General features: G+C 69.8%; 18 protein-coding genes and 1 pseudogene. 4 read left to right on the plus strand and 15 right to left on the minus strand.

The features are described from left to right. Positions 1–131 precede the first annotated feature (131 nt). The 8 genes from MRBLMG1_RS11120 to MRBLMG1_RS11155 form a co-directional block, all read right to left on the minus strand. Complete coding sequence (locus tag MRBLMG1_RS11120; protein ID WP_367823200.1) at positions 132–824, minus strand: pyridoxamine 5'-phosphate oxidase family protein; 693 nt, start codon at positions 822–824, stop codon at positions 132–134. Positions 825–871: 47 nt separating this feature from the next. Next, positions 872–2230, minus strand: coding sequence for a lysine N(6)-hydroxylase/L-ornithine N(5)-oxygenase family protein (locus MRBLMG1_RS11125; RefSeq protein ID WP_367823202.1), 1359 nt, complete (start codon positions 2228–2230; stop codon positions 872–874). A gap of 33 nt (positions 2231–2263) precedes the next feature. Next, positions 2264–4048 carry an APC family permease gene (locus tag MRBLMG1_RS11130; protein WP_367823204.1) on the minus strand — a complete coding sequence of 595 codons (1785 nt, stop codon included), beginning with the start codon at positions 4046–4048 and terminating at the stop codon, positions 2264–2266. Positions 4049–4057: 9 nt separating this feature from the next. After that, positions 4058–6406 carry an FAD-dependent oxidoreductase gene (locus MRBLMG1_RS11135; protein ID WP_367823205.1) on the minus strand — a complete coding sequence of 783 codons (2349 nt, stop codon included), beginning with the start codon at positions 6404–6406 and terminating at the stop codon, positions 4058–4060. Further along, a complete protein-coding gene (locus tag MRBLMG1_RS11140) occupies positions 6399–8051 on the minus strand; it encodes a methionine--tRNA ligase (protein ID WP_367823207.1) in 1653 nt (550 codons plus the stop codon). The genes MRBLMG1_RS11135 and MRBLMG1_RS11140 overlap by 8 nt, the downstream gene beginning before the upstream one ends. After that, positions 8048–8608: a cupin domain-containing protein gene (locus tag MRBLMG1_RS11145; protein WP_367823209.1), complete on the minus strand. Its 561-nt coding sequence runs from the start codon at positions 8606–8608 to the stop codon at positions 8048–8050. Before MRBLMG1_RS11145 ends, MRBLMG1_RS11140 begins: the two co-directional genes overlap by 4 nt. Before the next feature lie 214 nt (positions 8609–8822). Further along, positions 8823–9734 carry a hypothetical protein gene (locus tag MRBLMG1_RS11150; RefSeq protein WP_367823211.1) on the minus strand — a complete coding sequence of 304 codons (912 nt, stop codon included), beginning with the start codon at positions 9732–9734 and terminating at the stop codon, positions 8823–8825. Then, entirely contained in the window at positions 9731–9946 is a 216-nt protein-coding gene (locus MRBLMG1_RS11155; protein ID WP_367823213.1) for a hypothetical protein, read from the minus strand. Before MRBLMG1_RS11155 ends, MRBLMG1_RS11150 begins: the two co-directional genes overlap by 4 nt. Positions 9947–10179: 233 nt before the next feature. On the opposite strand from MRBLMG1_RS11155, the gene MRBLMG1_RS11160 reads away from it, so the two are divergent. Next, entirely contained in the window at positions 10180–11283 is a 1104-nt protein-coding gene (locus tag MRBLMG1_RS11160) for a LuxR C-terminal-related transcriptional regulator (protein WP_367823215.1), read from the plus strand. 379 nt (positions 11284–11662) lie between these two features. Beyond that, complete coding sequence (locus tag MRBLMG1_RS11165; protein WP_367823217.1) at positions 11663–12706, plus strand: DUF6907 domain-containing protein; 1044 nt, start codon at positions 11663–11665, stop codon at positions 12704–12706. A 169-nt stretch (positions 12707–12875) separates the two neighbouring features. On the opposite strand, the gene MRBLMG1_RS11170 is transcribed toward MRBLMG1_RS11165, so the two are convergent. The 5 genes from MRBLMG1_RS11170 to MRBLMG1_RS11190 all read right to left on the minus strand — a co-directional run bounded on the left by MRBLMG1_RS11170 (position 12876) and on the right by MRBLMG1_RS11190 (position 20067). Next, complete coding sequence (locus MRBLMG1_RS11170) at positions 12876–13493, minus strand: hypothetical protein (protein WP_367823219.1); 618 nt, start codon at positions 13491–13493, stop codon at positions 12876–12878. A gap of 5 nt (positions 13494–13498) precedes the next feature. Beyond that, complete coding sequence (locus tag MRBLMG1_RS11175; RefSeq protein WP_367823221.1) at positions 13499–15157, minus strand: DEAD/DEAH box helicase; 1659 nt, start codon at positions 15155–15157, stop codon at positions 13499–13501. A gap of 14 nt (positions 15158–15171) precedes the next feature. Beyond that, the gene (locus MRBLMG1_RS11180) at positions 15172–17505 is read right to left on the minus strand and encodes an ATP-binding protein (RefSeq protein ID WP_367823223.1); all 2334 of its coding nucleotides are present in this window, start codon (positions 17503–17505) and stop codon (positions 15172–15174) included. 193 nt (positions 17506–17698) lie between these two features. Then, positions 17699–18733 (minus strand): very short patch repair endonuclease, encoded by a 1035-nt coding sequence (locus MRBLMG1_RS11185; protein WP_367823225.1) that lies wholly within the window; start codon positions 18731–18733, stop codon positions 17699–17701. Continuing rightward, on the minus strand, positions 18733–20067 hold the full coding sequence (locus MRBLMG1_RS11190) for a DNA cytosine methyltransferase (protein ID WP_367823227.1): 1335 nt from the start codon (positions 20065–20067) through the stop codon (positions 18733–18735). The genes MRBLMG1_RS11185 and MRBLMG1_RS11190 overlap by 1 nt, the downstream gene beginning before the upstream one ends. A 142-nt stretch (positions 20068–20209) precedes the next feature. On the opposite strand from MRBLMG1_RS11190, the pseudogene MRBLMG1_RS11195 reads away from it, so the two are divergent. Further along, positions 20210–20711 (plus strand): annotated as a pseudogene (locus tag MRBLMG1_RS11195) (HD domain-containing protein). Here MRBLMG1_RS11195 and MRBLMG1_RS11200 read toward each other — a convergent pair. Beyond that, on the minus strand, positions 20699–21166 hold the full coding sequence (locus tag MRBLMG1_RS11200) for an NUDIX hydrolase (RefSeq protein ID WP_367823686.1): 468 nt from the start codon (positions 21164–21166) through the stop codon (positions 20699–20701). The pseudogene MRBLMG1_RS11195 and the gene MRBLMG1_RS11200 sit on opposite strands and share 13 nt — an antisense overlap. Positions 21167–21887: 721 nt before the next feature. Here MRBLMG1_RS11200 and aspS point away from each other — a divergent pair. Then, entirely contained in the window at positions 21888–23204 is a 1317-nt protein-coding gene (gene aspS, locus MRBLMG1_RS11210; RefSeq protein WP_367823229.1) for an aspartate--tRNA(Asn) ligase, read from the plus strand. Between the two features lie 65 nt (positions 23205–23269). Here aspS and MRBLMG1_RS11215 read toward each other — a convergent pair whose 3' ends face one another. Then, positions 23270–24052 carry a hypothetical protein gene (locus MRBLMG1_RS11215; protein ID WP_367823231.1) on the minus strand — a complete coding sequence of 261 codons (783 nt, stop codon included), beginning with the start codon at positions 24050–24052 and terminating at the stop codon, positions 23270–23272. Positions 24053–24054 lie beyond the last annotated feature (2 nt).

The raw sequence follows: 24054 nt of genomic DNA on the forward strand, positions 1-24054 counted from the left end.
CGGACGACCTCAGGACAGACCGGACCGCATCAGGACAGACCGGACCGCGTCAGGCCACCCCGCCCGGCCGCTGGAGGACACCCCCGCGGGCCGCGTAAGGCACCCCCGACCGCGTCGCGTGACGAAACCGTTCAGCGGCCGTCCGTCGGCCGGCCCGTGCGCGAGGAGACGTGGGCCGGCGGGGCGAGGTCCGCGGGGAGGACGGGGTCGGTGACCGGCTCGCCGAAGGTGGTCACCACGGGAAGGACCCCCGCCCACAGGCCGAGCGCCGCGTCCTCGGAGTCGCCGTCGTCCGGCGGACCGCTGCGGGTCTTCACCGAGGCCTCGGTGAGGTCGAGCGCGAGGACGGAGGTCGCGGCCAGCTCCTTGCGGCTGGGCTGACGCGCGTACTCCCACTGGCCCGGGGAGCTCTGCTCGGTGAGTGCCCGCAGGCCGCGCAGCTTCTCGTCCGGGTCGGTGACCAGCCGGGGGACGCCGTAGACCATCGCGCAGCGGTAGTTGACGCCGTGCTCGAAGACGGAACGGGCCAGGACGAGGCCGTCGACGTGCGTGACGGTGACGCAGACGGTGGCGTCCGGGGCCTGGACCATGCTGCGGCTGGCGACGGACCCGTGCAGGTAGAGCCGGTCGCCGTCCACGCCGTACGCGGTGGGCACCACCATCGTCGTCCCGTCGACGGTGACGCCGAGGTGGCAGAGGAAGCCCGCCGCGAGCACCGCGTCCAGGTCGGCGCGGCGGTGACTGCCCTTCTCGCGCAGGCGGCGCAGCCGGGTCCGCTCGGTGACGACCAACTGGTCGTCGGGAGTGTCGATGGTGGTGCTCATGGTTCCCTCTCGCTCCGCATACCGGTGTGGAGATGTTGTACGGGGTCTCAGCCCGCCACCGCCACCGGCGCCCGCCTGTCGGAACGGCGGTGCTCCGCGAGGGAGTCGCAGATCTCGCCGGCCCGGACGGCGGCCATCGACAGCAGGTTGGCGGTGATGCCGTGCGAGTGCTCGGTGCCGCCCATCAGGTAGATCCCGGCCTCCATCCCCGGAGCGGTCTCCACCCGGTAGTCGCGGCGGACCCGCAGCCGGCCGTCCTCGTCGCGCAGGCAGGCGGCGTCGAGCTCGCCGAGCAGCACGGTCGGGTCGGGCTCGCCGTAGCCGGTGGCGTAGACGACGGCGTCGGCCGTCATCGTCTCCGTCTCGTCCGTGGCGAGGTTCCGCACCTCGACGCGTACGCCGTCGGGGCCCTCCTCGACCCCGGTGAGCCGGGTGACGCCGAGGATCCGCAGCCGCTGCTCGCCGCGCACCTTCTCCTGGTACGAGCGGCGGTAGAGCTCCTCGATGAGGTCCATGTCGACCACGCCGTAGTTGGTGTTGCGGTGGTAGTCCATGAGCGTGCGGCGGACGGACGGATCGGCGCCGTGGTAGAGGTCGACGGCCTCCGGGTCGAAGATCCGGTTCGCGTACGGGCTGTCGTCGGCCGGGCTGTACCCGTAGCGGGTGTGCACGGCGACGACCTCCGCGTCCTCGAACGTACGGTGCAGGTGGTCGGCGATCTCGGCGGCGCTCTGCCCCGCCCCCGCCACCACGAACCGGCGCGGGTTCGCGCTCGGCAGCGCGGCGAGCCGGTGCAGGAACTCGCTGCTGTGCCAGAGGCGTTCGGACGACTCGACGCCCTCGGGGAGCCGGGGCACCAGGCCGGTGCCGATGACCAGGTTCCGTGCCCGGTAGGTGACGGCCTCCGCCTCGGCGCCGCTGCCGGCACCACCGAGCGCGGCGACGTCGACCTCGACGACGGGCCCGCCCCGGTCCGTCCGGTCCGCCTGGTCCGCGGGGCGGATGGCCGTGACCTCAAGGCCGTAACGGACCATGTGGTCCACGCCGTTGGCCGCCCACTGGAGATAGTCGTGGAACTCCTCCCGGGTCGGGAACAGCGCCTTGTGGTTGATGAAGTCGACCAGCCTGCCCCGGTCGTGCAGGTACGGCACGAACCCGAAGCGGCTGACCGGGTTGCGCATCGTGGACAGGTCCTTGAGGAACGAGACCTGCATGGTGGCGTCCGGGATGAGCATCCCCCGGTGCCAGCCGAACGCCGGCTGCTTCTCCAGGAAGACCGCCGTCAGCTCCTCGCCGGGCGCGGCCTGCTCGTTGTGCTCCTCGATCGCGATGGCCAGGGCGAGGTTGGCGGGCCCGAAGCCGACACCGACGACGTCGTAGACGGGAGTGGTCTCGTTCGTGCTCATGGCGAAAAGCCTTTCGGAATCGGAGAAACGTCTTCAGGACGTACGGGTAGGGGTACGGGTAGGGATGCCGGTAGAAGTGCCGGTGGAAGTGCCGGCAGGGGTACGGGTAGGCGTACGGGTACGGCCGGCCGTCAACGCCACGCACCCGGCGGCGAGGACCAGGGCGAACAGCAGCCCCTTGCCGGCGAAGGACAGGAACACGGCCGCGATCAGCAGGGTCACGACGGCCGTCACACGCAGCGCGCGGCCGGTGCCGCGCGCCCTCAGAGCGGCCGCCGCGGCCGCCACGTACAGGAGCAGGAAGGCGCTGCTGGTGACGACGAGCACCGGCTCCTCGCCGGTCCCCGCGACGGTCAGCGCACCGAGCACCGCCGCGTAGGCGAGGGCCAGGGCGACCGTGGCCCACACCGGCCGGTCCGCCAGCCGCCCCGGCAGGATCCGCTCGCGGGCCGCCGCCCGGACGACCCGCGTCGCTCCGAGCACCCACGCGTTGGTGGCGACCACCGCGAGCCCCAGGGCCAGCAGATCACCGGCCATGGCACCGCCCTCGCCGAGCGAGGCACCCAACAGGGCCGTGATGACGACCGGTTCGTCGCCCGGGACGGCGAGATACGCCGCCGTCACCGCCACGTACAGCAGCCCCACGATCGGGACCGCCCAGCGGATGGCCCGCCGGTAGCTCCGGGCCGGATCGTCGACCTGCTCGGCGAGCGTCGAGACGTTCTCCCAGCCCAGGAACGAGAAGAACGCGGTCACGACCGCGATCCCCACCCCGCCCCAGCCGTGCGTGACGAACGGCGTGTACTCCCCCGCGTCGAAGCGCGGCACCGCGAGCACCACCGCCCCGCCCAACCCCAGCAGCAGCACCACCAGCGCGGCGGCCTGCACCCGGGCACCCGCCGTCAGGCCCAGCAGCGTGAACGCAGCCGACACCACCATGAACCCGATCGCGATCGGGTACACCGGTCCGTCCGGCTCACCCAGCAGCCCCAGCAGACACCGGGCCGACACGATCCCCATCACCGGGTTCCCGATCACGTACGTCGCCACCAACAGCAGCCCCGCCGCCCGCCCCGGCCTCCGCCCGAACCCCGCCTCCACCATCGCGGCCAGCCCCGACGCGTCCGGCCGCCACGCCGACATCTCCGCGAAGAACCGCGCGAACGGATACGAACTCACCGCCAGCGCCACCCACGCGACCAGCGCCGCGGGACCCGCCTGCCGTTCCGTCAGCCCCGGCACCAGCAAAATGCCGGTCCCCACCAAACTGCTGACGTAGAACACCACCAACGCCCTGACCCCGAGCCCCTCACGGCCCCCCTCGACCACCTCCGGCCGAGCCACCACATCCGTCACACCGCCACCTCCATCCCAACGAACCAACCAACCAACCAACCAACTCACCACCCACGGCCCCGCGGGCCTCCCCACCGCCGTGAGCACTCCTTCCGCCGGGCGGGCCAACCCCGCTACGGGCACGCGTTCCGCCGGGTCGGGGCCCACCCCCGTTGTGGGCAATCGTTCCGCTGGGGCGGAACGGGTGGGCACAACGGACGGCGCCCCTGCCGGGCCTAGGCTCCCCGCACCTACGGCACCCACCAGGCCCAGACCTCTGACCAGCGCCCCCACCAAAAGGCCCGGGTTACAGACAGGGGGCGGCTGATCGCCGTGGTCGGGTTGTGCCCACCCGTTCCGCCCTTGCGGAACAGTTGCCCACAACCGGGCGGGAGCCGGCCGGAGCCCGAGCCCGGGGCGCAAGCCCCTGTTCGGAGGGTCGCCGGGGCGGAGCCCAGGGTCGCCGGGAGCGGAGTTCAGCACCGGCTGGAGTCAAAGGTTCGTGAGGGCCTCCAGGGCTTCGGCGGCGGCGAGTTCGGCCGCGGCGGGCGCGGTTTTGAAGCCGGCGCCGGACCACCCCGTCGCGAGGACGACGCGGCTCCCGGGGTGGGAGCGCCCGAGGTGGGGGCGGGAGTGGGGGGTGTAGAGGTCGACGCCTTGGCGCCCGGCGAGGAAGCGGGTGGCGGGGTCGGCGAGCCAGGGCCAGCGGACGGCGGCACCTTGGCGGATGTACGCCACCTGTTCGTCGGTGAGCGTGTCGTCTCCCCCGGGGGGTACGTCCCATTCGTCGACGGGCCGCCCGGCCATGTACCCGCCGGCGGCTTCGCCGCTGAGCTGGGGCCGGCCCCAGACGCCGGTGACGAGGTCGACGACGGTCGGCAGGCCGACCGTGGCGGGGTGGTGGAAGAAGCCGTAGCGGATGCTCTTGGTGCGTCCGGCGTCCGCGCCGCTGAGCCGGTGTCCGGCGATGCGACCGGTGCCGCCGCCGGCGGCGAGGACGATGGCGCGGGCTTCTACGGGGCCGCCGGGTTCGAGGAGGACGCGGACCCGGTCGGCCCCGGGCGGGGCGACGAGTTCGCGGACGAGCGCGGGCAGCAGTCGGGCCCCGTGGGCGAGTGCGCGGTCGCGGTAGGCGCGGGCGGCGCGGGGCGGGTCGGCGTAGCCGGCCTCGGGTTCCCAGACGGCGGCGGTGACGCCGTCGACGGCGAGCCCGGGGAAGCGGGCCGCGATCTCGTCGGGGGCGAGGAGATCGGCGGGCACGCCGGCACCGTTGAGTTCCGCGACGCCCTTCCGGGCCTGTTCCATGTCGGGGTCGCCGCAGAGGACGAGCGATCCGGTGGCCATGAAGCCGTACGGGCCGGGGGCGAGGGCGGCCGGCCCCCAGGCGAGCTGGTGGCTGCGCAGGGCGAGCCCCCGCAGGTACGGGTCGGGTTCGTAGGACCGTACGAGCCCGCCGGACATCGCGGTGGCGTGGTCCTGGCCGCCGTCCATGGGGGCGACGAGCGCGACCCGGGCTCCGTGTCGGGCGAGTACGGACGCGGTGGCGGCGCCGACGACCCCGGCGCCCACGATGATCACGTCGTAGGCCCGGCCGCGGACGGGCGCGCTGGTGCGGGGCGCGGCCGCCACGGGCACGAGGTCCCATCCGACGCTCCCGGCCTCCGGTTCTCCGCGCGCGGTGAACCCCCGGTCGGCATGGGCCCGGACGGCGGCGACCAGGGTCCGTCCGGTCCGTTCCGGGTCCTCGGTGAGCGCGGCGGTGGCGGCGGCGAACGCCGCGTCGACGTGGGTCTCGGGGCCCCCGCGCATCCGGGCCACGTGGGCGGTGGGGCGGCCGGGCGGCTCGGCGAGCAGGGCGGCGAACTCGTCCACCGCGCAGTCGTCGGTGAAGTAGAACGCCCCGCCGAACCCGGCGGCCCGCCACTCCCGCCCGATCCGCGCGGCCCCGGCGTGGGTGCCGCACACGACGAGCGCGGTGATCCGGGCGGCGGTCTCGGCGGCGGGCCCGCCGCTCCCGTCGAGCACCTCGACCGCCGCGGGCCCGTCGGGGGCGTCGGGTCCGGTGCCGGACGGCGCGTCGGGGCCTCCGGGCCTCCGCGTCAGTACCGCCGGTACCGCCACCGCGCCCGTCGCGGGGCCGCTGCCGTCCGAGACGACGGCGCCCGACGGCAGGGCGGGGCTTCCCGGGGGCGCGGGCCGGGGTTCGCGGACGAGCCGGGCGAGGCACGATCCGTACGGGGTGCCGTCGTGGGCGACGGCGATCCGGGTGTGCCCGGCGGACCGCACGGCCGCCAGCAGGTCGGCGGCCTGGGCCCGGTCGTCCGGGCACCAGCGCAGGATGGTGCCGGCGCTGTCGGCGAGCAGGTCGGGCGTGGTGGCGAGGGGCAGCAGGACGGGGAGTCCGGCGGCCCGGTAGACGGGTAGGGCCACGCGCGCGCCCGCGCTGTTGAAGTGCCCGACGACCAGTGTGTGCCGGCCCTCGGCGACGACGGCCTCGGCGATCTGCCGGGCGGTCTCCGTCTCGCCCCGGTCGTCGTACAGCTCCCAGGTGACGGCGGACCCGTAGTGGTCGGCGGCCCGCTCCAGGTGTTCGCCCCAGGCGGCCCGTTCGCCGGAGAACGGGCCGACCACCGCCCCGCGCGGCAGCGCGTCCGCCGCGGCCTCGGCCTCGGCGGACCGCAGGCCGGTCACGGCGCCGGCCCAGGTGCCGAGGGCGGACACGACGCCGCCCGGGGTGACGACCGCGGACGCGTCCCCGGACACGGCCTCGGTCTCGATCGGGCCCGGGGCCGTGTCCGCGGCCCCGATGCCGGCCTCGGCGTCCCAGAGGAATTCAGGCACTGAAGACCGCCCCGGGCCAGGCGGCCACCGGCGTCCCCGGGGCGAGGGGGGCCAGGGCGTCCACGTCCACCCGCCGCGGCTCGGGCGCGAGCGCGAGCAGGCCGGCGAGACGAGCGGAGCCGTACGGCAGGGCGGGCGCGGCCCAGGCCGACAGGGCGGCGGCGACGGCGAGTTGGGCGGCGAGGGCGGCCCGGTAGGCGCGGCCGCCGGCCGGGCGCTCCCGCTCGAAGCCGGTGACGTGTCCGAAGTCCTCGGCGAGACCGACGATCTCGTCGAGCAGCGCGATGGCGCGCCGCGCGTCGTATCCCTCGATGCCGTACGCGTCCCTCAGCTGGCCGACGGTTCCGGCGAGGCGGTCGCGGAGCCGCTCCCATGCGGGGCCGTGCGGTGCCTCGGCGGGTGCGACGCCGTCCGTGTCCTCGGCGACGGCGGCGAGGAGGCGGCCGAGCCAGCCGTCCCAGCGGTCGGCGAGACGGGCGCGGCTGACTTCGAGGGCTTGGGAACTGAAGCTGGTCTGGCGGCCGTTGGGGCGGTCGGCCAGGACGTGGTAGCGGAGGACGTCGGCGCCGGTGCGGGCGAGCTCCTCGTGCGCCCAGATGGCGTGGCGGCGGCTGGTGGAGAACTTGAGGCCTTCGAGCCGGTAGAACTCGTTGACCACGAAGGCCTTCGGCAGCGCGATCTCGGGGTCGTACGCCCGGAACGCGGCGGGGAACAGCAGCGCGTGGAAGTAGCCGTTGTCGAAGCCGAAGAACTGGACGGGGGCGGGCGCGCGACCGGTGCCTCCGGCGGCGGTCCACTCCAGGAGGTAGCCGGGGGCCATCTCGAACCAGACGTAGATCCGCTGCTCGGTGAAGCCCGCGACGGGCACCGGCACGCCCCACTCGGAGGGGTGGCTGACGGCGATCTCGGGGAGCCCTTCGGCCCGCATCCCTTCGCACAGCGCCCGCAGGTGCGGCGGCATGTCGACCTGCTCCCAGAAGTCGGCGAGCTGCTGCTCCCAGGGCGCGAGGGGGAAGTAGAGCCGTTCGCAGTCGCGGAGTTCGGGGGTGGCGCCGCAGCCGGTGCAGACGGGGTTCGCCAGGTCGGCGCAGTCGTTGGGGCGGCCGCAGGGCTCGCAGGCGTTGCCGTTGGAGCCGGATCCGCAGTGCGGGCAGTCGCCCTTCAGATAGGCCTCGTACAGCCAGCGCTCGCAGCCGGTGCAGTACGGCAGCGGTGCCGTACGGGCGACGATGTGCCCGGCGTCGTACAGGCGCTGGAAGAACTCCTGGACGGCCGCCTGGTAGCCGACGTCGCGGCGCGGGCGGACGATCGCGTCGAAGTCCGCGCCGGCCCGGCTCCACACGGCCTCGATGGAGGCGCCGTAGCCGTCGGCGACCTCCTCGCCCTTGCGTCCGCCGTCGTTGATGCCGCGGACGGGCACGTAGCTCTGGTGGTCGTCGAGGCCGGTCGTGTACCGCACCGGTCCGGTGCCCTCGGCGGCGAGGAAGCGGCGCAGCACGTCACCGGCGAGGTACGGGCCGGCGAGGTGGCCGATGTGCAGGTCGCCGTTGGGGGTGGGCGGGGTGGCGGTGATCCACTGGGCCGTCCGGGTCGTCTGGGTCGTCTGGGTCGCCTCGGTCGTCTGGGTCGTCACGTTGTCGCTCATGCGGCAACCTCCTCGTTCTCGTCGGTGCGTTCGGTGTCGTCGGCGCTGGCGGTGCGGTCGGCGCTTTCGGTGCTTTCGGTGCCGCCGGTGCGATCGGAGCTGTCGGTGCTGTCGGCGGGCAGCGCGGGCTCGCGCAGCGGCCAGTACAGGGAGACCCAACTCAGCTCGGTGTCGCCCGTGTTGTGGACGACGTGCTCCTGATTGCGCGGCAGGACGACGATGTCGCCAGCGCGGAACGGCGGTTCGAGCACGCCGTCGAGCGTCACCGCCCCCGAGCCCGCCAGGATGATCATGACCTCGTCCTGGTTGTGGCAGTCCGGGTCCGAATCGCCCCCGGGCCGCAGGAAGCAGGCCATCGCCCCGACGGGCGTCTCCTCCCCGCCGGACCACGGGATCAGCCGCTGACAGGCGAGACCGAACTCCTCCGTGGCGGAACTGCGGTCGATGCGGAAGCGGTTGGCCAAGGCCGCGGCTCCGGTGGTCTCGGCGAGATCGCCGTACGGGGTCGGAGCGAGGGGCTGCTCTCCCGGCGGCGGGATGGGCGCGGTGAACGGCATACGGGTCTCCTCGGACGGGCGACGACGGCGGGCGGCAGGCGACGACGGCGACGGCGACGGCGACGGGCAGGGGGAATCACGGCACAGCGACACAGCGACTGGGCGGCACAGCAGAAGACCGACAGGGCGGAACAGCGGCACAGCGAGGCGAGGCCGAGCGGCCCCGCCGCCCAGGCCCCTGTAGCCCAGGCCTCCCCGGCTCAGCCCCCGCCGCTCAGGCCCCGGCGTGCGGGTCCAGTCCCCGTACCGCCGAGACCGGGATGCGGGCGAGGCCCGCCATGATGTGGCGGGGCCCGGCCCCCCACCCGTACCGCCGCTTCAGCGGGGCGACATGGGTGGCGATGAGCGCGAGCAGCGGGGTGAGGTCGGCGGGGGCGGCGCCGAGTAGGGCGAGGAGCTGCTCGGTGCGGGTCAGTCCGGCACCCGGGCCGATCCCGTGCACGGCGGTGTCCTGCCAGGTGGCGCCGGCGCTGCGGGCGACGACGGTGTTGTGCAGGGCGAAGCCCTGGTTGTCGTGGGCGTGGATGCCGACGGGGGCGGTGACGGCGGCGCGGGTGGACTGGACGAGTTCGATGACCCGCTCCGGACGGAACGAGCCGAGCGAGTCGACGAGGAACACGGCGTCGAGGGGGCCGAGCGCCGCGGCCTCGCCGAGACAGCCGTCGAGTTCGCGGTAGGAGGCGAGGTCGATGTCGGTGAGGAAGAGGCAGACGCCGAGCCCGGATTCCCGCAGTCGCCGCAGCGGGGCGGCGGCGCGGGCCACCCGGTCGTACCGGACGGCGAGCCGTACCAGGCCGACGGGGACGGAGCCGGCGGCGAGCGCCTCGGCGATCCGGCCGGCGGCGGCCGTGGCGGCGGTGTCGGTGGCGGGCAGGGCGGCGGTGTCGAGCAGGACGGAGAAGCGCGGCCCGTACCGCTCGTCGTGGTCGCCGGGAAGGGGGACCGGCAGCAGGTCGCCGAAGGGGGTGCCGGGGCCGGCGGGGTCGTGGACGGTGCCCAACTCGACGATGTCGACGCCGATCCGCGCGCAGACCGCGAGGTAGTCGGCGGCCAGCGCGGGGGGTACGGAGCCGCCGGTGAGCTGCCCGCCGGTGCGCAGGGTGCAGTCGAGCAGGGTCATGTTCATCCCCAGCCGGTGTCGTGCGTGCCGGGTCCGGCGACCGACGTGCCCGTTCCGGTGCCTTCGGTGCCGTTCGGGCCGCTCAGGACGGCCGCGCCCCATCCGGTGTCGTGCGCTCCGGCGCCGCCGGCGGCGTGGGTCGCGGTGCCGGTGGCCAGACCCGCGAGGCCGGTGATCAGCGTGGTGGCGAGGAGGCTGCTGCGGATCCGCCGCTTCATGTCGGGTGTCTCTTTCCGCGAGGGGGCGTCGCGAGGACGCCGCGAGGAGGTCACGAGGAGGTCGTGATGGTCTGAGCGGGATTGCGAGCTTCACGGGCTGTGCGAGCTTGGTGAGCTTTGACCTTCTGGGCGGTGGGATGAACGTATCCCGCGACTGCATGCCTATGGGTCCGACCGCATGGCTCATGAGCCTGCATGGCAGCAACAGGACGCCATGACAAACGGGGGACAAAGTGTCGATAACCGACAGAAGGCAGGGCTTCGGCAGCACTCGAACGGTCCGGGAGGCCGACCCGGGAACCCCGCTCCCCGCACTTCCCGCGGCCGAGGCGGCCACCGCCGACGACGACCCGCTGACCCGCGTCTACGGCCGCGTCCTCGACCGCGACCCGGCGCGGCCCGCGGCACACTCCGCCGAGCTCGCGGAGGAACTGGAACTCCCCCTGGCCCGGGTGGAGTCCGCCGTCTCCGCCCTCCTCGACATGGGCCTGCTGCGCCGCACCCCGGAACGCGCCGTGCTGCCCGTGGCGCCCGACGACGCCGTCCAGCGCACGCTCGGGCCGCTGGAACGCGAGATGCGCGCCCGCCGCCGGCACATGGAACGCAGCCGCGAGCAACTGATGGCGTTCATGCCGCTCTACGAGTCACACCTGCGCCGGCAGACCCACCTGCGCCAGGCGGAACACGTCGAGCTGCTCACCGACCTCCGGTCCGTACGGGAGGCGATCACCGAACTCGGCCGCACCTGCGAACGCGAGGTCCTCACGGCCCAGCCCGGCGGCGGCCGGCGCGCCGAGGTCCTGGAAGAGGCCGTGGCCCGCGACGAGGAACTCCTGCACCGCGGCGTCCGCATGCGCATGCTCTACCAGCACACCGCCCGCTTCTCCGCCGGCACCTGCGCCTACGTCGAGCGGGTCGGCCGGCTCGGCGCCCAGGTCCGCACCCTCGACGACGAGTTCATGCGCCTCCTCGTCTTCGACCGCACCACCGCGGTCATCCCGGTGCCCGACGACCCCGAGGCCGCCGTCCTCATCCGCGAACCGCACGTGGTCGCCTTCATGGTCGGCGCCTACGAACGCCTCTGGCTCGAAGCCCTCCCGTTCGAGACCGAGTGGGACCGCCAGACCATCATGGACATCTCCGACGAACTCAAGCAGACCATCGTCCGCCTCCTCACCGAAGGCCTCACCGACGCCGCCATCGCCCGCCGCCTCGGCCTCTCCGTCCGCAGCTGCCGCCGCCACGTCGCCGACGTCATGTCCGCCCTCGGCGCCGAAAGCCGCTTCCAGGCCGGCTACCTCCTCGCCCAACAGGACGCCCCCGCCCTCCGCACATGAAAAAACCCCAGGTCACGGCGAGTGAGTCCTGGGGTAATTCCGAGCCGCCTTCGGGATTCGAACCCGAGACCTACGCATTACGAGGGCCCGCAAGATCATCCCGGGTGGTGGTGGGTGATACCGCAGAATCCCATTTTCCCAGATCAGAGGCTTTCGATCTTGATCGGCATGCCGCCGAGTCCAGCGTGTGCCACCCCGTCCGCTCACGCAGCGCTCACGCAGTGCAGGTGCTGCGCAGCGGCGGAGCTTCCTCAAGCGGGTGGCTCATGCTAGCGAGCCGTTCCATCCCAAAGCGCAGTTTCCGGATAATTGAGGACTGCCGGACGCTTCTCACCTCAAACTCTCCTTCAGGGCTAAGAACCACACAGCCGGAGGAACCATGTCATCCGAACTTTCGCCAGCCCTGACGAACAAGTCGATCGAACTCACTGAACCCGTCTGCCCGCCCTGGTGCGTCGGCAAGGCCGACGAAACGCTCCACGAAGTGCACGAGGGCGCCAGGATCGAGTGGCTCGGCCCCGAGCCCGGCAGCAGTCGCACCGGGCCAGCGCTGTCCGCGTCCATTGCTCTCCTGGAAGAGGGGCCGGAGTCGCTCCAGCCGGAGATCTGGTTCGGCTCCTCTGGATCGTGGACCGAGCTCAACCTGACGCAGTTCGGCTCCGCCATCGACGAGCTGGAGGAGTACGTCATCGCTCTGCGGGCACTGAGGTACCGCTACGCGGCGGTGCTCCATGGCACTGACCTCGCGAGTCGGGATGCCTATGCCAACGGGCCGAAGCATCCTGCCGAGATCACGGCTCTCTGCCCGGCCTGGTGCAACTATCGCGACGAGGACGGGATGCAGCACTCGGACGAAGCGCTGGAAGACCGCTTCCACTGCAGCGAGCACGAGGTGGTGGAACTCAGCCTTCACCAACCGCGGACCGACCACCGCGGCAACCTCGCGCTCGACGAGGTTCTGGTGAATCTCGAACAGGCGGCTTACCACAGGCTACCCGCCGTGGCCCTCACCATTGAGCGCGAGGCCGGCAGCTTCTGCAGCCTCTCGCTGCCAGAGGCCCGACAGCTCCGTGCCGTGCTCGGAAAGCTGATCGCACAGGCAGAGGTCTGCGCCACCCCGACCGCTCTCCCTCCGCTGGAGATGGTGGCTGCACACATGAGAGCCGAGATCGCGGACGATCCGAAATTGGAGCCCAAATACCGGGGGTACGCGCTCGCGGACACGAGCCCTGACGGCAGGATGTGGGTCTGCATCCCTCAGGGGCTGCCCTCCGATCTGCGGGAAGAGACCATCCGGTGTCTCCTCGCGGGAGCGTTCGAGGCGCCCCTCAGGCGGGAAGTGCCCAACGCGGCGCACGTACCGCTGCAGGTGACTGGGGATCGGGCCGCATGGGCGGCAGCGTCCGCGAGGGCAGCTGCCTGATCAACGTCGGTTGGGTGCACAGCGGTCCCATCCAGCATGCTCGCTGGCATCACTCGTACCGCGTGCCTCAAGGATGAGGGTCCGGTCATGCACCGCCTAACCGGACCCTCGGCAATCGCCTCCAGCCCCCACGGACTCAGGCGAGCCGGCATTGACCTGCCAGCGTGCCCTACGAAAGTGCCAGCAGGTCCGGGTTGTCGATCATGCTGCGGTGCAGATGGATCAAGTCCACGCCGCAGTGTTCAGCGAGCCGAACATGACGCTCCCGCTCACGCTGGTTCACCGTTTCGCCGTCCCTGGTGGTGACGACAATGCCCGGCCGGACCGACGCGTCGAGCGCCTCGTTCACGGATGCCCAAATGAGGTCGCTGAGACGCCCGCTCCTGCCCCAGCAGACGTAACGGGTGCTGTCTCCATCAACGGCACGACAGTGGTTGGGCTTGCCCTCGACTGATTCCGGAATCACCTTCCAGCTGCTCCCGCAAAGGCCCTGAACGATCTCGTCCGCCCCGCGAAAGCGCCGCTGGACGTACGGGACGAAGTTGCCGATGCCCTCCTGAGCTCGGGCGTACTCCTTCATCGGGACGTCCTTGAACCACACCCGGACGTCCTTGTCGCTGGCGAAGTTGCGCAGTTCCCCTCCGATGCCCGGGTCGTCGAACCATCGTCGATACTGCGCTGTCTTCCCAGGGTTTCCGAGGAACTCCCAATCCAGCTCGTCAGCGGTTCGGTACATGCTGAGGAGGATGCGGTGACGCAGGTCTTCGGGGAGGTTGAGCTGAGGCAAGGTCACTACTCCAGGGCGTTGAGGACGGAGGGGAATTGCAGGCGGTGCTCGTCGTACTGTGTTTCGAGGCTAGCCGCGTCCTTGATCCATTCCTCCATCAGCGTTGCAACCCTCTGGTCGTTGAACTCGATCCGTGAGGGTGCGACCTGGTCGAGTGTCTCCACCTCGCCGCCTTCGAGACTCCGTTTGATGTTGAGGGCTGCGGCGATGCGGCGGAGGTCGCTGACGAAATCGAGGACGGTTACCCGCTCTTTCCCCTCCCGGAGCCGGAGCCCACGCCCCAATTGCTGGACGAAGATCCGGCGGGAGTGGGTCACCCGGGCAAAGCAGAGGATGTTGACGTCAGGAACGTCCACCCCCTCGTTCAGGATGTCCACCGATGTGAGGATGGGGACCTCGCCGCTACGGAAGGCGAGCAGTCGCCTCTGTCGCTCTCTCTTGGGCAGGTCGGCGTGCAAGGCCAAGGCACCAGACCACAGGGGCATGCGGCGAAGAAGCTCAGCAAGCCTTTCGGCGTGCTCTACCGTGCGGCAGAACACGATCGCCCGAGGGTTGGCAGTTGCGGCCCATGCGGCAGCGAGCTCATCGCGGATCGACTCATCCCGCTGCGGCAAGAAGAGGCGGGCGTTGAGATCCGCAAGGCCATATTCGTTCTCGCTTGCCGCCCTCACGACATCCCAGTCGACGTTGTCGACGTACAGGCGGTAATCGACCTGTGCCAGGTAGCCCCGACGCATGCCCTCCTCGATGCCGAGCGTAAAGCTCGCTGAACCGAAGTGATGGCTGATGTCGTGCGCGTCCCCGCGCCAAGGCGTCGCAGTAACGCCGAACTGCTGCGAGCCGGACAGGGCATCGAGCAGCTCGTCGTATTGACCGTCCGCACCAACATGATGCGCCTCGTCGACCATGACGAGTGCCGGCCGGTAACCGAAGCGAGCCGCCGGCAGCGCCGACCCCACGGTCGCGCAGGTGACGCCGGACAAGTCGTCCGGTCGCGTGTCTCCAGTCAGCAGACGCGTGGGCACATTCTTGGGAAGATGCCGCCACAGGGCGCGCTCTAGCTGCTGGACGAGGTCCTTGGCATGAGCCACCACCAATACTCGATCGGTGGGGTGGTGACGGAGGTGCGAGGCGATGACCTCGCCACCCACCACGGTCTTCCCAAGCCCCGTGGCCAGGATGAGCAGGGCCCTACCGGAAGAGTCCAGGTCCCGGTTCAGAGCCCACAACGCCTTTGCCTGATAAGGCCGAGGAGTCACCTCCCCAAAGCGGGACGCGAGTCCCTTGAAGCTTCGAGCGAGATGCCCGCCTTCCCACAGGTGGATCTTGGGGCTGATACGGGCCAGTACATCGACTCGGCGTCGGGCGTCCGTGCTGAACCGGCTGTTCGTGACCACGACAGCCTGATCAGCACGATAGTGCTCGCGTGCCCTGTCGACCTCGTTGACGGCCTCAGCGCCGACGATTCCGCGACGCTTCCACTTGCACTGGAAGACCCATAGCTCTCCCTGTCGACGGGCGAGTACGTCTCCCCCCTCGTCGCCGGATCCGTCGATCACTGAGACGTCCGTGAAGCCGAGGTGCCAAAGAAGCCTCTCGATGCGCCGTGGAAACTGCAGCGGCCCCGCGTCGAGAAGAGGCCCTGGGTCCAGAAAACTGTTCATCTGGGCCTCCGCTCTCAGCTGTCATCCGCGAGGTCGCGGGCGACCAGGCGACAGCTGATGCGGATACGGGCCAGTTCCTCCGGGCTGACCCTCGGGCGATGCTGCGCCAAGAGGACCAGATCGCTGAGGGGATTCATCAGGCGCTCCACCACGAGATCACGCGCGTCCGACGCCGACAGCGCCGCGTACGAGCGCCGGAAGACCTTGCCGTCCATGAACAGTGCGGGAGCTTCACCGATCACGCGCAGGATCGCGCTGGCCGGAGCGAACCGGATGAAGTCGCCACTGTTGATGGCGTCATTCCAGTCGGAGCCAGGCTCCGACTCGAGGGCGAAGCGCTCCTGGGCAGCTTCGCGCTCATCGGCCTGGAGCTGCAGCCAATGGACTGCGGCGGTCTCCGCGATCACGGGGGTCATCAGGGACCGGATCCGCTCAAGGAGCCGCTCTGCCTCGTCCGCCATCGCGGTCGGAGTGAGGCTCGGGCTGGAGGAACGCTCCTTGAACAGGAGAAGGAGCTGAGCCAGTGGAGTCGTGCTGTCGTTCTTGCGGACCCGCATGTACTCAGCGGCTTCAAGAAGAGCAACATCCCTCATGTCGGCTCCGTGTTCCCGGTACAGCTTGTGCTCGGAGTCGATGAAGACCTCGAGTCGCGGGGTGCGGACCATCACCGCGAAGGCCGGCGTCTCCTGCTCCTTGGCATTCGCGAGGCGGTGGCCACGCACCGCCCACACGCGAAGCTCCACTCGGCCCAGTTCCGGGATCACGTACTCACCCGCGAGGTCCGGCAGCTGATCCGCGTTGTCACGGTAGCGCTGAAGGCGCTTCTCGAAGGTCTCTGTCGGTTCTGGAACCTCGGCGGGTGCCTCGCCGCTGTCGATCTCGGTCTCTTCTCCTGCACCGTCCTCGTCGGTCGTGATGGGACCAAGTCCGGGCAGCAGCTGATCGGTGTCGTCACCGTCGTCAGGTTCCGGCTCGTGTTGGACCGGGTTCTCGTGCCGATAAGCCGCCTCGTACCAAATCTCGTCGCTCTGGTACTCAGGGTTCCCGTCTCGGAACAGCTTGGCCCACTGATTGGTCTTCTCGTGGATGGGGTCCTTGCCGTTGCCGGGCACCAGGTAGTTCAGCCCCGGGTCCTGACGACGGAATCCGGCGTACAGAATGGCCAGCGGACTGTCGTTCTCGGGGAGCTGGCGCCTCTTCGCGATGTCCGGCCGCAGTGGACTCTCGCCTCGAACAGCCCGCAGCACCTGATGCCACTCGGCGGTCTCGAACTCGAAGGCGGTCTTCTGGTAGTTCGGCGTCACGTGGTCGCAGTGAATCTCGCCGACGATGCGCCCCGTCGCGGCCTTGGAGTCGATCGGGTACTCCAACTCAGGCTCTCCCAGACCATCCTCGTCCACCCACGAGAACACACGCTTGTCCTTGAGGAGGATCTTGCGACCGTTACGCAGGAAGTCGATGCCGTAGTCCGAGCGGTGCACGTAGCGCTGTACGCCCAGCCAGCCCCAGACCCGACGAGGGCGAACCTCCAGTCGCCCCTGGCCGCACTCGCGGCATCGGTCCACGTCCAGCGGGTTCCAGTAGCCGCAGGCCATACAGGCCTTCTTGTCCGAGAGAGGCACGTCAATGCGCTGCACGGCGTTGATCTCACGCCCTCGCCGCGTGACCGTGCGCTTCTCATCCCAGATGCACGGCTTGCGGGGCGGGAGCTTCCTCGTGTTTATCGTCAAGAGGAACCCCCGCTCGGCGAGCAGGTAGCTGTAGACATCGCCCAGCTTTTCCCTGATCACCTGGAGCGCCTTCGGCCGACGAAGGGCCTCGAACTGCTCCCCCTTGAGGTCACTGATGGTGATGGTGGTGCCATGCTCAGAGGGGCTCGCCTTGGGCACCTGCCGGTACGGAGCCCGGTACTGAGCCGACGCCTCGATCTCCGGAAGGTCGAGCGTGACCTCGGTCCAGAACGGATCGCCGGCCTGCCCGGTACGCACCGTGGTCTTACGTCCCAACCGCGCGGTGGCGATGTTGAAGCCCATGCCGAATAGACCGAGCGCGCCGTGTCGGCCGTTGCCACTCCAGCCGGCGCTGATGGCCTTGCTCACGGCGTCGAGGCTCATACCTCGGCCATTGTCCTGGACCACCACCTGGGCCGTGGATCGCGAATCTTGCGCGGTGGGCAGCGAGATGGTCAAGGTCGGGCGTTCGCCGGTCGTATCAGGAGCGGCCTGGAACTCGTCGAAGGAGTTGTCAGCGAGCTCCGCGAGGCACTGCCACGCTGCGAACTCGATGTCGCCCAACACGGCCAGGATGCGAGGGTGCGGTGTGACGTTGATGTACTGCCCGTCAGACATATGAGTTCGCCCTCCACCCGTGAGGCAGCACGCCACAATCCGAAGAGGGCACTCGACCAGCGGGATTGGAGCCCAGCGTCGCTCGCGGCTCGCCCCCCGAAACACCTCGCGTCAGCATGGATCCACCCTACTTACACACACTGACACTCCACGTGCGGATTACTTCAGTCCGTCATCTACACCGTGCGCACCCTCACAGCTCGCCAGACCAGGACATGCCAGACTGCTGACCATGATCCGAGAACCCGCCGAGGTCACCATCGACGAGAACGGCCGGGTCGAGCTGCCCATGGGCTTGCTGGCGGAGGCCGGCCTCAGCTGTGGCAGTCGCCTTCTTGCCTACAGCCTTGGCGACGGCCGCATCATGCTCCGTCGCGCGGATGACGCCATCGCCGACCTCCTGCGAGATGGCACGCTGCGAATGCGGCAACCTGGTGGATGCCAGACGTCGCTTCGCCCTCACCAGGGCGATGATCCTCTCAGCCGCTTCCGACGGGTCCTCGTGTTCCCAAACGCGCACCGGGGTCCACCCGGACTCCTCGAGCGCACGGTTCGTCGCAGCGTCCCTCGCGCGGTTTCCCTCGATCTTGTGCCGCCAGAACTCCTCGTTCGTTCCTGGCCAGCGACAGTGATCGGCGCAACCGTGCCAGAAGCAGCCATCGACGAAAACGGCCACCCTCGCCCCGGGGAAGGCGACGTCGGCGGTCCGCCGAAGCCCAGGCAGAGGTCGATGAGAAACCCGGTATCGCGCCCCGCGCTCGTACAGAGACTTACGCAGGAGCTTCTCAGGGGCCGTGTCACGAGGCCGGTTTCCCTGCATGGAAGCACGCACCGACCGACTTGATGCCCACGAGGACTCTGGCAACTGCTCGCCAGGGAGTACGAGTCCGCGTTCGATGGCCCGGCTCCACGCCTCGGCGAGATTCTCCGATCGGCGGTCGTGCTCAACCTCCCCAAGATACACGGGCCGTCGAGTACTCCCTTTGTCCGACCAGCGCAAATAGGCGCGGATCCGCCGAGTCTTGGCAAGCACCTTCAGCTCGACCGAGGCACGCGCCCGCCGTCCCTCACCCAGATCGACCCAGCGCCTGTCCGAACCACCTGCCGCCTTGTCCTGCTCAGCGGTGGCTTGCGCTCGCGTCCTCCCGACCCGTCCCTTCCACGCGCGGGCCGGCGGCGGCTTATCCTTCCAGCGGCTGGGAGACACGACTCCCTCGAAGCTGGTCATCACTGCCGCCCGGCGTTGTCCAGAGCCTTCGCCACCGCCTTCGCGAACACCTCGCCCAGACGAACCGGCACCGCGTTACCCAGCTGGCGCATCTGCTCGCCGCGGGGTCCCTCCAGCACCCAGCGATCGGGAAACGTCATCACGCGGGCCGTCTCACGCACGGTCATGTATCGATGGCGGTAGCGCCAGCCACCCGGCACGGAAGGGTCGGGCTCAAGGTCATCGGTCAACAAGACTGACTCGCCGCCGGGCACGCCGTGCACGCCAGCCTTGACGGTCTTCGCCGGGCGATCCAACTCGTTCGGGGTGTGGCCCTTGTAGATCCGAGCACCTGGCCAACCAATGTGGTTGGTAACCCCGCCGAGGTATTGCTCCTTCCGGTCCAGGTAATCCCACAGATCGAGCGGCAGGGCCGGCTCCTCCCCGTCGAGCCCGGCCAGCGCGTCGCGGAACGTCCTCCATGGAAGAAGGGACTCATCCCCGGCCTCAAGCGAGAGCTGCTTCGGCAGGCCAGCCATGACCCGGTCCTGTACATGCTGGGGGACAGAACCGTGGCGCTTCCAGTAGTGCCCCTCCCGCATTGAGCGCACGAGGGCGGCGTACGAATGCGTGCGGCGCACGCTGCGCTTGAACTCATCGATGTCGACGCCGAGGTCCCGGCGGAACGCGACGATGATCACGCGGTTCCTCACCTGAGGAACGCCGTAATCCGCCGCGTTCACGTTCGTGGCAACCACGTCGTAGAACTCGTGCTCCTGAAATGCCCCAGAGCCACGGCCAGCTCTGACCTTGGCGTCGTATGCGCGCAGGAGGGCATCGTGCTCCTGCCATGTCGTATCGGGGTCGCGCTTGAGGTAGGGGTACGACAGCTCGCGGAGGATGTACTGGAAGTACGGCTCGAAGGACTTCCTGCGAAGCCCGACGACGTTCTCGCAGATGACAGCCTTGGGCTGGATCTCGCGCACGGCCCGGAACATCTCCGGGAACATGTTGCGCTTGTCTTCGTCCCCCTTCGCGACGCCCCCCAGGCTGAACGGCTGGCAGGGTGGCCCGCCGGCCAGGACGTCCACCCTGCCGCAGAGGTAGCGCATATCGAGGTCGCGGACGTCACCAGAGACAAGGGGCCACGGGCCGCCGGGCTCTGGAACCCACTCCTCCTGCCCCCGCTCCTTGGCGCCGTTCGCCTCCAGGGTCTCGCAAGCGCGCTTAGCAAACTCGCTGAACAGGAGCGGCCTAAAACCAGCTCGCCCGACAGCCATCGCCAGGCCGCCGCCGCCAGCGAACAGTTCAACCGCCGTGCGGTCAAGCGATCGGTCTTCATGCTGTTCAGACATCCAAAAACCATACCGCGGAGTAGCACGAATTGAAAGCGAAACACGGAGACTCGGCTTCATGTCAAGACGCACACGCCAGCCATCGGCCCCGCAGGACCGGTAGCTGTCTGCAGGTGCCTCAGACGCCCACCGGTCGCAGGGCGTGGCGCACCAGGACGGCAAGGCGCTTCCCCGTCGGTGGGCACACAGCCAGGGGGTCACGAGCCGGGCTAGGAGCTCGGGCGGCTCCTGGGCAAGGACGGCGACCTGCTGACGGCGGCAGCCATACCGCACGACGTCGGGTACGCGCCGCGCCTAGCCGCTACTGGGTTCCACCCTCTGGACGGCGCCCGGTTCCTTCGCGACGAGCAGGGGGCCGACGAGCAGCTGGTGCGGTTGGTCGCGAACCACTCGTTCGCGCTTCTGGAGGCCGAGGAGCGCGGGCTGCGGGAGGAGCTCGCGAGCGGGTTCCCTTGCTGAAGGAGCCGCTGCTGGTGGACGCGCTCGTGCGACGGCGGCCAGACCACCGCCGAAGAGCGTGTTGCGGAGATCCTGGGCCGCTACGGGGACGACAGTGTGGTCGGGCGGTTCATCCGTCGGGGGCGGCGGAGAACTTCGCCACCGTGGGGCGGGTGGAGGCGGTGCTGGCGGCTCATCCGAGGTAGGGGTAGGTGCCGGCGAGATAGTCGCCGATCTGCTGACGCATGCTGGCGTGGATGTCGTACTGGTCAAGGTCGGCCGGCAGGACGAAGCGGACGCTGTCGGCCTCGTCGTTGACTCTGGGCTCGCCGCCGACGGGGCGGCCGATGTAGGTGCTCTCGTACTGCTGGCGGATCTCGCCGTCGGTGTACGCCACGATGTGGTTCGGGTTGGTGTAGACGCCGAGGAAGCCGGTGATCTCGGCGACGATCCCCGTCTCCTCCAGGCACTCGCGTACCGCGCACTCGGCCGCCGTCTCGCCGATGTCCTGGGCGCCGCCGGGCAGCGCCCACTGACCGGTGTCGCGGCGGCGCTGGAGCAGGATGGCGCCACTGTCGTCAACGACCAGCAGGTTGCTGGCGGGGATGAGGGTGTTGGCCTTGGGGGCGTCGGGGTCGTTGTAGTACTCAGTCCTGCCCATGTGCGGTGGTGTCCCCTCCCGGTCGGGCGTCCAGGGCCATGCGCTGGTCCAGACGGCTTCGAAGCTCTGAGCGTAGTTGTCGAACAGCCGCCTTCGGCGCCCTGCCTGAGGTGGAACAGCGGGTTAGCACTGGCTGGCCCTCCCCATACATGGGGGGGTAACAGCAGGTTCTCGTCGTAGAGGAACAGCGATGTGCAGAGGGTCGTGTCGTGCAGCGGTACCTCGCACCCTGGCTTGCCCAGGAACGAGCGGTAGTACGTGAGGGAGGCGCGGATCTTGGTTGCGAGGGTGTCGCCGATGCCTTCCTCCCGCCCCCGGACAGCTACCGACCTTCCGGTGGGGTCGCGGAAGCACAGCTGTGCGCGGACGCTGACGGAGGAGCCTGATTCGGCCAGGTCGTGCGCCATCGTCGTGATTACGTTGCAGGGGACTATCAGGATCCCTATTCTCGTGGGCAACGCGTAGATGGAGACGAGTAGCCGAGGATCACGCGAACAGAGAGAGCCGCCGGTAGCTGGGAAGGCGGACTCGCGCCCGAGGTGAAGACCCTCCTGAGCGCGGGGAGGAACGGCCGCCTGGCCCAATGCCCCGCCGGTTCGCCCCCGTCACAGGGCTGAATGAGGCTGCTGCCCTCGGGTGGCGGCGAAAGTGCGGTGGTACCGCGAGTTCCCTTCTCGCCCGCACTCCCAAGGGATCATGACGACGCCCCTGGAGGGCTGCGATGATCCACACTACGAGCCGCGTTCTGACCTCTGACCTACGCGGCCACATCGACCAGACCGTCTCTGTCTCCGGCTGGGTGAACGCACTCCGGCTGCAGCGCAAGATGCAGTTCGTGATCCTGCGCGACCACTCTGGCATGGTCCAGGTGACTCACAAGCGCGACGGCGGCCCGCTGGAGGCTGTCCTCGAGTCCCTCACCCCGGAGTCCGCCGTTCGAATCACCGGGCGCGTCGTGGACGCGGCCCAGGTCAAGCTCGGCGGTCTGGAGCTTGTCCCCGAGTCGGTCGAGGTGCTGAACCTGGCGGAGACGCCGCTGCCGATCGACGAGCAGACCGGGCCCGAGCACCGGCTCGACTGGCGGTTCCTCGACGTCCGTAAGCGCGAGACCGCGCAGCTCGTGTTCACCGTGCAGACGACCTTGGAAGAGGGACTGCGCGAGTACGCCATGGAGCACGGCTGCACGGAGATGCACACCCCGAAGCTGATGGGGACCGCCTCGGAGTCCGGGGCGGAGGTGTTCAAGCTCGGGTACTTCGACCGGTCGGCCTATCTGGCCCAGTCGCCGCAGTTCTACAAGCAGATGGCGGTGGCGGCCGGCATCGACCGGGTCTTCGAGATCGGGCCCGTCTTCCGGGCCGAGCCGTCGTACACCTCGCGGCACGCGACCGAATTCACCGGCGTGGACGTGGAGCTGTCGTGGATCGACGACGTCGAGGACGTGATGGTCTTCGAGGAGCGGATGCTGGCGCACGCCATCGCTAAGGTCGCCGAGATCCACGGGGAGCGGATCCGGGAGGTCTTCGGGGTTGAGGTGGCGGTGCCGGAGACGCCGTTCCCGCGGATCACGATGGCCGAGGCTCAGGAGATCCTGCGGGCTGGCGGCTGGGACCCGGAGGGGGTGAAGGAGGACCTGGACCCGGACGGTGAGCGTCGGATCGCCGCGCACATGAAGGAGCAGACCGGGCACGAGTTCGCGTTCATCACGCACTACCCGGCGAGCATCCGGCCCTTCTACCACATGCGCCCGGCGGACCGGTCGGACCTGACGCTCAGCTTCGACCTGCTGTGGAAGGGCCTGGAGGTCACCACCGGCGCCCAGCGCGAGCACCGCTCCGACGTCCTGCTGAAGCAGGCGGAGGAGAAGGGCATGAACACCGAGCCGATGCAGGACTACATGAACATCTTCCGCTTCGGCTGCCCGCCCCACGGCGGCCTCGGAGCCGGCCTCGGACGGATCCTCATGGTCATGCTCGGTCTGGACTCCATTCGCGAGGCGGCCTTCCTCTTCCGCGGCCCGAACCGGCTGACTCCCTGATTGAGTGCGTACGTGCTGCTGCCCCCCACCGCCGACTGGCGGTGGGGGGCAGCAGCATGGGTTGATCAGTAGCGGGTGTGGCCCAGGTCGAGGGTCCATGCTTCGGCCGGGTTCTTGTCCCAGTGGGACCGGAGGGCGACCTCGCGGTCGGCGTAGCGGCCTTGGTGGCACAGGCCGCCATGGGACAACGTGACGCTGAGGGCGAGCGGAGACTCCGTGGTGACCCAGTGCGGGGTCAGGGCGTGGCTCCACAACTGGTCACCGGGGTGCATGGTCACGGACTGCCGGTCCGTCTCGTCGTGGGCCGGCGGTTCCTCGGCTGTGGTCTCACCGAGGACGGCGGCTTCGGCCGACAGGTGCTTGTCGGGGTTGTGGTAGCTGTGGAAGGTCTTGGTGCCGTGGACCTGCCAGACGAGGCCGTGCGAGTTGTCGTTGTGGTACGTGGAGGTGGCCCTCTGCGAGGACAGGAAGAGGATGGGCGCGCACCGCTGCCAGGTGAATCCCTGGGAGGCGAGGTACGTGCGCCAGGGGATCACGACCTCGTCCTGGAAACCCTCCAGGAGTTCGCCGTAGAACCGGGAGAGGTTGAAGTGCACCAGGCGGAAGGGCCAGGTGATGATCTCCTCGACTGAAGCCGTCCGGAAGGCGGCAGTGCGGTCCATGCGGACCTGCCAGTCCTCCTCGCCGAGGATGGTGAACCGCACCTCTTCGTCCTGGCGGATGTGGTCGAGTATGTCGATGGCGGGCATGAAGAGGTAGTCGAACGGGACGTGCAGGCGAAAGTTCGGCGGCTGCCGCCAGCAGGCGGTGAAGTTGTGCGGGTCGGTGACAGAGACCGGTGCGTGCACGA

Source organism: Streptomyces sp. LMG1-1-1.1 (assembly GCF_040815545.1).
Taxonomy (GTDB): domain Bacteria; phylum Actinomycetota; class Actinomycetes; order Streptomycetales; family Streptomycetaceae; genus Streptomyces.